Origin of the sequence: Micromonospora sp. AMSO12t (genome assembly GCF_008806585.1) — a bacterium.
Lineage (GTDB): Bacteria > Actinomycetota > Actinomycetes > Mycobacteriales > Micromonosporaceae > Micromonospora > Micromonospora reichwaldensis.
This window is the reverse complement of the sequence record NZ_WAAS01000255.1, coordinates 1-9,126: the sequence shown is the minus strand read 5'-3', so window position 1 is coordinate 9,126 and position 9,126 is coordinate 1. Positions and strand designations below refer to the sequence as shown.

The following is a 9,126-nucleotide window of genomic DNA, read 5'->3' as shown; positions in this document are numbered from 1 at the left end:
CGGGCGGTCGGGGTGGGCTCCGACCGACGCCGCCTTGTGCCGGCCGAGGTGCTGCCCGATCCCGACGACGTACTGCTGAACCTCGTCCGGCGCGTCCGTGGCACCGGGCGTACCCCTCTGCTCGACCGGGTGGATCCGGTCGGCGAGCTGGTGGTCCCTGCCGGCCAGGCGCCGCAGCTCCTCGCCGAGGTGCGCTGCCTCGCCGAGGTGTCGCGGTCGACGCCGGAGCTGACGCACGTGCGCCGGCTGGACCGGTTGGCGCGGCGCTGCCGGCAGGACCGCGCGATGGAGATCCGCTTCGAGGGTGACTGACGGCGGTTCACGGTCCCCCCGGCGTCGCCGGTCGTCCGACGGTCGCGTTCCCGGCCGGCGGGGGCGCGAGGGCGTACCCGTCGTCGCGGCGGAGCACCAGGGCCAGTTCCTCGAGCATCGACAGTTTCCGCAGCGCGGTACGGACGGGCACGCCGGCCCGCGCGGCGAGGACGTCCACACCGACTGCGCCCCGGCGGGGCAACGCCTCGACGACGGCCCTCGCGTCGTCGTCGAGCAGGTCGGCCGGCTGCTGCGGGCCGCGCGGTACGGGCGCCAGGTCGCCGATCCGCCCGACCTCCTCCAGCACCTGCGCGACGCCGGTCACCAGCCGGGCCCTCGGGTACTCCCGCAGCGTCTCGTGCGCACCGACGGACATCGCCGACGTGACCGGGCCGGGCACCACCATGCTGGGCTTGCCCAGGGCGAGCGCCCGGTGGGTGGTCTGGGTGGCGCCGCTGCGGGCGGCCGCCTCCACCAGCACCGTGCCGAGGGTGCCCGCCGCGATCACCCGGTTGCGGATGAGGAACCGGGGCCGCAGCGGATCGGCTCCCGGCATCCACTCACTGACCAACAGCCCGGTGTCGGCGATCCGGTCGAACAACGCCGCGTTGCCCATCGGGTAGGGGCGGTCCACGCCGCAGGCGAGCACCGCTACGGTCAGGCCACCGGCGTTGAGCGCGCCCCGGTGGGCCGCGGCGTCGATGCCGAAGGCTCCGCCCGAGACGACGGTCCAGTCCCGGTCGGCCAGCCCGTAGCCGAGTTCCGTGGCGACGTGCGTGCCGTACCCGGTGGCGGCGCGGGCGCCGACGACCGCGACGGAGCGGTCGAACGCCTCTGCGAGCGGCCACGAGCCGCGTAGCCAGAAGCAGAGCGGCGGGGCGGTCTCGATGTCCACCCGTCGGTAGGCACCGGGCAGCCGGAGCCGGCGCAGGTCGCCGACCCGGACGGGCCACTCGTCGTCGCCGGGGACGACGATCCGGGCGCCGAGGCGGTCCGTGCGGGCCAGCGCCTCGGCCGCGACGGCTCGGGCGTCGCCGGCCGCGCAACGGGCCGCCACGGTGTTCCGCAGCGTCTCCTCCGGCGCGCCCCCGTCGAGCAGGAGGTCGAGCGCCGCCACGGGGCCGAGCCGGTCGACCAGCCGGTGCACCGACCAGGTGCCGGGCTCGGCGAGCCAGGTGAGCGCCACCCTGGCCAGGGTCTCCTCGTCGGTGCTCACGTCGCGTCCCCCGTCCTGAGTTGGATGGCCTCCCGGACGTCCTCCCGGTCGGGGCGGTCCCGACCGTCCAGATCCGCGATCGTCCAGGCCAGGCGGATGATGCGGTCGAAGCCGCGGGCCGACAGCGACCCGGCGTCCAGCCGGACCCGCAGCTCGGCCGTGTCCGGCCCGGGCAACCGCCACGGCGGGCGGCGCAGGTACGGGCCGGGTATCTCGGCGTTGAGCCGGTGACCGAGCACCGCCCAGCGGGTGGCCGCCGCCTGCCGGGCCACCGCCACCCGCGCGGCGACGGTGGCGGAGGGCTCGCTGTCGACGGTGGCCTGCATCAGCTCGGCCGCGCGGACGGGCGGCAGCTTCACCTGCACGTCGATCCGGTCCAGCAACGGCCCGGAGAGCCGGCTGAGGTAGCGCCGCCGGGCCTGCGGCGGGCACTCGCAGTACGCGTCCCCGGCCGGCTTGGCGCACGGGCACGGGTTGGCCGCCAGCACCAACTGCGTACGGGCCGGGTACTCGGCGCCGCCCCGGCTGCGGACCAGCCGGACCCGGCCGTTCTCCAGCGGTTGGCGCAGCGCCTCCAGCGCGCCCCGGCTGAACTCGGGCGCCTCGTCGAGGAAGAGCACGCCCCGGTGGGCGAGCGAGATCGCGCCGGGGCGGGCCAGCCCGGAACCGCCGCCGACCAGCGACGGCACCGTCGCCGTGTGGTGCGGTGCCTGGAACGGCGGGCGGCGCAGCAGCCGGCCGCCCGGTGGCAGCAGCCCGGCGATGGAGTGCAGCGCGGTGACCTCCAGCGCGGCCTCGTCGTCCAGCTCGGGCAGGATCGACGGGAGGCGCTCGGCGAGCATGGTCTTGCCGGCTCCCGGCGGCCCGACCAGCGCCAGGTGGTGCCCGCCCGCCGCGGCCACCTCCAGTGCCCGCCGGCCCAGCCCCTGCCCGGCGACCTCGGCCAGGTCGGGCCCACCACCGGCCGGCGACGGGCCGTCCGGCTCCGGCTCGATCAGGGGCGAGCCGTCGCGGATGAAACTGACCAGCCGGTGCAGCGTGTCGACCGCCCGGACCCGGACCCCGGGGACGACCGCCGCCTCGGCGGCGTTGCCGGCCGGCACGATCACCTTCCCGACGCCGGCCCGGGCGGCCGCGGCGACCATCGGCAGCACACCGCGCACCGGGCGGACCGTGCCGTCGAGGCCCAGCTCGCCCAGGACCACCACGTGTTCCAGGGGCAGCAGCGGCAGCTCGCCGGAGCCGCCCAGGAGGGCCGCCGCGATCGCCAGGTCGAACGCGGAGCCGAACTTCGGCAGGTCGGCCGGCAGCAGGTTGAGGGTGATCCGCCGGTTGGGCCACCGCTGACCGGAGTTGACCACGGCTGCGCGGACCCGGTCCCGGGCCTCGTGCAGGGCGGTGTCCGGCAGCCCCGAGATGACCACCGCCGGCAGGCCGGCGGCCAGGTCGGCCTCGACCTCCACCAGGTGCCCGGTGACGCCCACCAGGCCCACGCAGAGCACCTTCGCGTAGCTCACGACGCCACCCGCCGTCGCTCGACGCCGCACCCGGTCCGGTCGGGTCCGCCCATCAGAACGCCCCCTTGAGGTGCTCGACCCGGGCGGCGCCGGCGCCGGTCAGGCGTACGGAGACGACGTCGAAGCGCACCTCGTCGGCGGTGGTGCCGGTGTCGGCGAGCCACCGGGCGGCGAGCCCGCGCAGCCGCCGCGCCTTGGCCGGTACGACCGCCTCCGCAGGCGACCCGTACTCGTCGGTGCGGCGGGTCTTCACCTCGCAGAAGGCGAGCACCGGCCCGTCCCAGGCGATGATGTCGATCTCTCCGGCCGGGCAGCGCCAGTTCCGGGCCACCGGGCGCAGTCCCGCCCCGATCAGGTGCCGGACGGCGCACCGCTCCCCGTACGCGCCGACCGCCTGGTTCCGCTTTGTCATGTCCGGCACGGTGCACCCGGCGGGCGGGCAGCCGCCGCCCCGTGCCCCGGAAACTGTGGACGACGGGCACACTGTGGACGAACGGACGATCATGCCCTCGTCGTGCTATGCGGTCCGCCTCGGTGGACCGCCGCCACGAGCCACCGCGTTCGGCGCTGAGCTGGGCCTGCCCGCCCGCCGCCGTCCCCGCCGCCGCCGTCCCCGGCCAGCGGCGGCGGGTGACCGGTGCTCCCGGTGGCGCGGATGTCCCGGGGGCGAATGGCGCCCGTGGAGCCGGTCGCATACCGTGCCGGACGTGGACGGACGACGGAACTTTGTCGAAGATCAGGAGTCGCGCTGGTATCCGGCCGACCGCGACCGTGACCGTGACCGTGAGAGCGGCTACGGGGAGGCGGACTGGCGCGGTCCGGCCGAGAGCCGGTACCGGGACGACGACCTGAACGCCCCCGAGCAGCGCCGGTCCGCCGAGGACGGCCGCTACGGTGACTCCACGGGAACCCGACGCGGCGAACCAGGACGCTTCGGCACGTCGGCGGAGCCCGACTCCGGGCGCTTCGCGGCCGTCGAGCCCGACTCAGGCCGGTTCGGCGCTGTCGAGCCCGACTCCGGCCGGTTCGGCGCCGTCGAGCCCGACTCGGGGCGTTTCGCGGCCGTCGACACCGACCGGGGCCGCTTCGGCGGGTCGGAGGACTCGGGCCGGTTCGCGGCCACGGGACGGGAGGACCCGAGCCGGTTCGCCGTGCCGGGACCGGAGGATTCCGGCCGGTTCGCCGTCACCGGCCCCGAGGATTCGGGCCGGTTCCCCGCCACGGGATCGGAGCCCGGGAGGTTCGGCGAGGCCGATTCGGGGCGCTTCGCGGCGGTGCCGCCGCTCGGGGAGGCCCGGTCGGAGACCGAGGGATACCGGACGAGCCGCTCGCGCCGGGCCGAGTCGGACCCGGACGTCTCCGGGGAACTGCCCGGCGACCGCCCGGGCCGGCGCGCCGCCCGGGAGTCGAGGGAGGCCCGCGACGCGCTGTCGACGTCGGGCGTCGACGCGCTGGCCGGGGCGGGACCCGTCGAGCGGACCGCGGAGCCGGCCCGCCCGGCCCCGCTGGGCGGCTACCCGATCGTCGCGCCCGGTCGGGTGGCCGAGGCCGCGAGCGCGGCGGAGACGCCGGTCGACGAGCCCGTCCGGCCGGTCGAGCCCCCGCACCCGCTGGAGATGCCGACCGGGCCGATGCCGCCGATCGCGCCCCGCGGCGACCTCGCGCCGGGGGAGCTGCCGGCGTACCCGCCGGTGGTCGCCCCGCTTCCGGGAACGCCGGCGGGCGACGGGGTCTACCGGACGCGGCGGCCGGCGCTGGCCGCGCTCTTCACCCTGCTGGTCCTGGTGTTCGAGGTGCCCGCGATGCGGGTGCTGCTCAACGGCGTGACCGGCGACCCGGTCTCGACGGCCGACGTCGTGGTGGGGATCTTCCTGGTCTGCGGCCTGCCGATCTTCGCGATCGGCCTGTACGGGCTGCGCACCGGCGGGCTGTCGCTCGCGGAGGGGAACCGGGGCTGGCTGCGTCCGCCGACGGCGTACCTGACCGTGGGCCTGGTGCTCTTCGTCGCCGCCGCGCTCGCGGTCCGCTGACCCTCGACCGTCAGGAGCGCCCCGCCTGACGGCTGGCCCCGGCCGGGGCGGGCGCGCCGAGTGCCGGAAATGGGCGTTCCGACCCCTTCCCCGCACCCGAGGCATCGGGGGCGGGGAAGGGGCGTACACTGGTCGACTGGCGACCGCCTCGCGCGGTCGACCTCGCGCGCCCTCTCCACGAGTCGTCGTGGGGCGACGGCCTCCCTGGTCCCGATCTTGGTCGGGCCCGCCATGGCCGCCGACCGGGCGCCAGGACGCCCGGCCGCCTGGCCGGGCGGGACAACCAGGGACCACGAGGAGTACCCCACCATGGCCGTCGTGACCATGCGTCAGCTGCTGGAGAGCGGTGTCCACTTCGGGCACCAGACCCGGCGCTGGAACCCGAAGATGAAGCGTTTCATCTTCACCGAGCGCAACGGTATCTACATCATCGACCTGCGCCAGACCCTCGACTACATCGAGAAGGCCTACGCGTTCGTGCGCGGGACCGTCGCCGAGGGTGGCAGCATCCTCTTCGTCGGCACCAAGAAGCAGGCCCAGGAGGCCATCGCCGAGCAGGCGACCCGGGTCGGTCAGCCCTACGTCAACCACCGCTGGCTCGGCGGCATGCTGACCAACTTCCAGACGGTCTACAAGCGGCTCCAGCGGATGAAGGAGCTTGAGGCCCTGGGTGACCTGAGCGGCACCGCCGCCGGGTACACCAAGAAGGAGACCCTGCAGCTCTCCCGCGAGAAGATCAAGCTGACCCGCACGCTCGGCGGTCTGCGGGACATGCAGAAGCTCCCGGCCGCGATCTGGGTGGTCGACACCAAGAAGGAGCACATCGCCGTCGACGAGGCCCGCAAGCTGGGCATCCCGGTCATCGCGGTGCTCGACACCAACTGCGACCCGGACGAGGTCGACTTCCCGATCCCGGGCAACGACGACGCGATCCGCTCGGCCGAGCTGCTGACCAAGGTCGTGGCCGCCGCCGTCGCCGACGGCCTGATCGCCCGTTCCGGCCGTCGTCGCGGCAGCGACGAGAAGCCGGAGCCGGGCGTCGCCTCCGACGAGCCGCTGGCCGAGTGGGAGCGCGAGCTGCTCGAGGAGCCGAAGAAGGCCGACGAGCAGGCCCCGCAGGCCGAGCAGGCCCAGCCGGTCGAGCAGGCCCCGCAGGCCGAGCAGGCTGAGCAGGCCCCGCAGGCCCAGCCGGTCGAGCAGCCGGCGACCGCCGCCGCGGAGTGACCGCACCGCCGCCTCCCCGCCGCCCGGTCTCCCGGGCGGCGGGGAGCGGCAGGTACGCCGGGCACGTCGCGCCCGGATCCGGGTAACCGGCACCAGGACCAACCCACCCGCAGTCTCAACACCGAAGAGAGAGCCATGTCCAACTTCACCGCCGCGGACGTCAAGAAGCTCCGCGACCTCACCGGCGCCGGCATGATGGACTGCAAGAAGGCGCTGACCGAGGCCGAGGGCGACTTCGACAAGGCCGTCGAGATCCTGCGCGTCAAGGGCGCCAAGGACGTCGGCAAGCGGGCCGGCCGTACGGCCGCCAACGGTCTGATCGCCCACTCCGGCAAGGCGCTGCTCGAACTCAACTGCGAGACCGACTTCGTCGCCAAGACCGACGCGTTCATCGAGCTGGCTCAGCAGCTGGTGGAGCACGGCGAGCGCAGCGGCGTCGGCACCGCCGAGGAGCTGCTCGCCACTGAGCTGGACGGCAAGACCGTCGCCGACCTGGTGCAGGAGCAGTCCGCCAAGATCGGCGAGAAGCTCGTCCTGAACCGCTTCGCCAAGCTCGACGGCACCACCGCCGTCTACCTGCACCGCAAGAGCCAGGACCTGCCCCCGGCGGTCGGCGTGCTCGTGCAGTACACCAGCACGGCCGGCGACGAGGCGTCCGACTCGGACGCCCGGGGCGTGGCGATGCAGATCGCCGCCATGCGGCCGAAGTTCCTCACCCGGGACGAGGTGCCGGCCGACGTCGTCGAGTCCGAGCGGCGCATCGCCGAGCAGACCGCCCGCGAGGAGAACAAGCCCGAGGCGGCCCTGCCGAAGATCGTCGAGGGTCGGGTGAACGCGTTCTTCAAGGACTACGTCCTGCTCGAGCAGGCGTCGGTCGCCGACAACAAGAAGTCGGTGAAGCAGCTGCTGGCCGATGCCGGCATCGAGGTCACCCGCTTCGTGCGGTTCGAGGTCGGCCAGGCCTGAGCCGCCCCGGGCGCTCTGCGCCCCGCGGGCAGGGAACGTCGACGAGGAGGCCGCCGGTGTACGTGACAGGCACCGCGGCCTCCTCGTCACATAGGGTCGGCTACGGCAGTTTCGCGGTACGCGGCGTACGGGACGTGCGCATGGGGAAGGGCGGGGCGGATGACGCAGGTTGTGAGTGACCGGAGTCTGGCGGCGGACGATCCGACGGCGCCACCCCCCGGTCGGGCCCGCCGGGTGGTGCTGAAGCTCTCCGGTGAGGTGTTCGGCGGGGGCGCGATCGGGGTGGACCCGGACGTCGTGCAGGCCATCGCCCGGCAGATCGCCACCGTGGTCCGCCGCGGCGTGCAGGTCTCGGTGGTGGTCGGCGGCGGCAACTTCTTCCGGGGCGCGGAGTTGCAGAAGCGCGGCATGGACCGCGCCCGGGCCGACTACATGGGCATGCTCGGCACCGTGATGAACTGCCTCGCGTTGCAGGACTTCCTGGAGAAGGAGGGCATCGAGACGCGCGTGCAGAGCGCGATCACGATGGCCCAGGTCGCCGAGCCGTACATCCCGCTGCGCGCCATCCGGCACCTGGAGAAGGGCCGCGTGGTGATCTTCGGCGCGGGCGCCGGCATGCCGTACTTCTCCACCGACACCGTGGCTGCCCAGCGGGCCCTGGAGATCCGTGCCGACGTGGTGCTGATGAGCAAGAACGGCGTGGACGGCGTCTACACCGCCGACCCGCGGATCGACCCGACCGCCAGCAAGTTCGACTCGATCACCTTCTCCGAGGTGCTGCGGCGTAACCTGCGGGTCGCCGACGCCGCCGCGTTCAGCCTGTGCATGGAGAACGGCCTGCCGATGCTGGTCTTCGGCGCGCAGGGCGACGACACCATCATCCGGGCCGTGGGTGGCGACAAGATCGGCACCCTGATCACCGCCTGAGCGGTCCGACCCGACCTCAGCGGTCCCTCCGACACGACAAGCCCACGACGAGCACAGAAGGAGGCGAGGAGACCGGTGATCGACGACACCCTCCTCGAGGCCGAGGAGAAGATGGAGCGTGCGATCGAGCACGCCAAGGAGGAGTTCGGCGCGATCCGCACCGGTCGCGCCAACGCCGCCATGTTCTCCAAGATCATCATCGACTACTACGGCAGCCCCACGCCGCTGCCCCAGATGGCGTCCATCGGGGTTCCCGAGCCGCGCATGGTGATCATCAAGCCGTACGACAACTCGCAGATCAACGCCATGGAGAAGGCGATCCGCGACTCCGACCTCGGCGCCAACCCGAACAACGAGGGCAACCAGCTCCGCATCCTGCTCCCGCAGATGACCGAGGAGCGCCGCCGAGAGATGATCAAGGTCGCCCGGCACAAGGGTGAGGAGGCCAAGGTGGCCATCCGCAACATCCGCCGCAAGGGCAAGGAGGAGCTGGACCGGCTCGTCAAGGACGGCGAGGTCGGCGAGGACGACGGCCGCCGCGCCGAGAAGGAACTCGACGACCTGACCCAGCGCTTCGTCGCCGCCGTCGACGACCTGGTCAAGCACAAGGAGAGCGAGCTTCTCGAGGTGTGAACCGTGCGCCGGCACTCCACCGGCGGCGACGACGTCTTGGCACCGGCGCTCCACCGCCCGATCCCGGGCGGCGGGCCCGGTGCCACCGTCGTCGGCGGGCCGGCACGGGGCCGGTCGGACGTGAGGGATCGGCGGGTGCAGTAGGCTCGGCAGGATTCCCGGCACCCTGCGGTGAATGGTGGGAATCGGCCGGCCGTCGGGCGGGTCAACCGGACGGAACAGTCGCGCGGGTAGGGGAATGGTTGTGGTTGTGCGTCAGCTGGTGGATCTCGTACCGGTCCCGCTCGGTGCGTGATGTCCC

At 73.9% G+C, this 9,126-nt stretch carries 9 protein-coding genes; 6 read left to right on the top strand and 3 right to left on the bottom strand.

Annotation, left to right across the window (positions count from 1 at the left end; all coding sequences use genetic code 11):
- The coding region (locus F6X68_RS26675; protein ID WP_370518990.1) for a hypothetical protein at positions 1–312 on the top strand (312 nt) is incomplete at its 5' end.
- Positions 313–319: 7 nt separating this feature from the next.
- On the opposite strand, the gene F6X68_RS26670 is transcribed toward F6X68_RS26675, so the two are convergent.
- The 3 genes from F6X68_RS26670 to F6X68_RS26660 are packed head-to-tail and all read right to left on the bottom strand — an operon-like array spanning position 320 to position 3,457.
- The gene (locus F6X68_RS26670; RefSeq protein WP_370518991.1) at positions 320–1,615 is read right to left on the bottom strand and encodes a DNA-processing protein DprA; all 1,296 of its coding nucleotides are present in this window, start codon (positions 1,613–1,615) and stop codon (positions 320–322) included.
- A complete protein-coding gene (locus F6X68_RS26665) occupies positions 1,525–3,045 on the bottom strand; it encodes a YifB family Mg chelatase-like AAA ATPase (RefSeq protein ID WP_151456855.1) in 1,521 nt (506 codons plus the stop codon). Before F6X68_RS26665 ends, F6X68_RS26670 begins: the two co-directional genes overlap by 91 nt.
- Before the next feature lie 52 nt (positions 3,046–3,097).
- A complete protein-coding gene (locus F6X68_RS26660) occupies positions 3,098–3,457 on the bottom strand; it encodes a YraN family protein (protein WP_151456854.1) in 360 nt (119 codons plus the stop codon).
- Between the two features lie 295 nt (positions 3,458–3,752).
- On the opposite strand from F6X68_RS26660, the gene F6X68_RS34395 reads away from it, so the two are divergent.
- The 5 genes from F6X68_RS34395 (at position 3,753) to frr (ending at position 8,825) form a co-directional block, all read left to right on the top strand.
- Positions 3,753–5,075, top strand: a complete 1,323-nt coding sequence (locus F6X68_RS34395) for a hypothetical protein (RefSeq protein WP_225852442.1) — start codon at positions 3,753–3,755, stop codon at positions 5,073–5,075.
- Between the two features lie 309 nt (positions 5,076–5,384).
- Positions 5,385–6,299 (top strand): 30S ribosomal protein S2, encoded by a 915-nt coding sequence (rpsB, locus tag F6X68_RS26650; protein ID WP_151456853.1) that lies wholly within the window; start codon positions 5,385–5,387, stop codon positions 6,297–6,299.
- A 135-nt stretch (positions 6,300–6,434) separates the two neighbouring features.
- Positions 6,435–7,265, top strand: coding sequence for a translation elongation factor Ts (gene tsf, locus F6X68_RS26645; RefSeq protein WP_151456852.1), 831 nt, complete (start codon positions 6,435–6,437; stop codon positions 7,263–7,265).
- A 159-nt stretch (positions 7,266–7,424) separates the two neighbouring features.
- Complete coding sequence (gene pyrH / locus F6X68_RS26640; RefSeq protein ID WP_089001535.1) at positions 7,425–8,192, top strand: UMP kinase; 768 nt, start codon at positions 7,425–7,427, stop codon at positions 8,190–8,192.
- Between the two features lie 75 nt (positions 8,193–8,267).
- Positions 8,268–8,825 (top strand): ribosome recycling factor, encoded by a 558-nt coding sequence (frr, locus tag F6X68_RS26635; protein WP_151456851.1) that lies wholly within the window; start codon positions 8,268–8,270, stop codon positions 8,823–8,825.
- Positions 8,826–9,126: the final 301 nt, after the last annotated feature.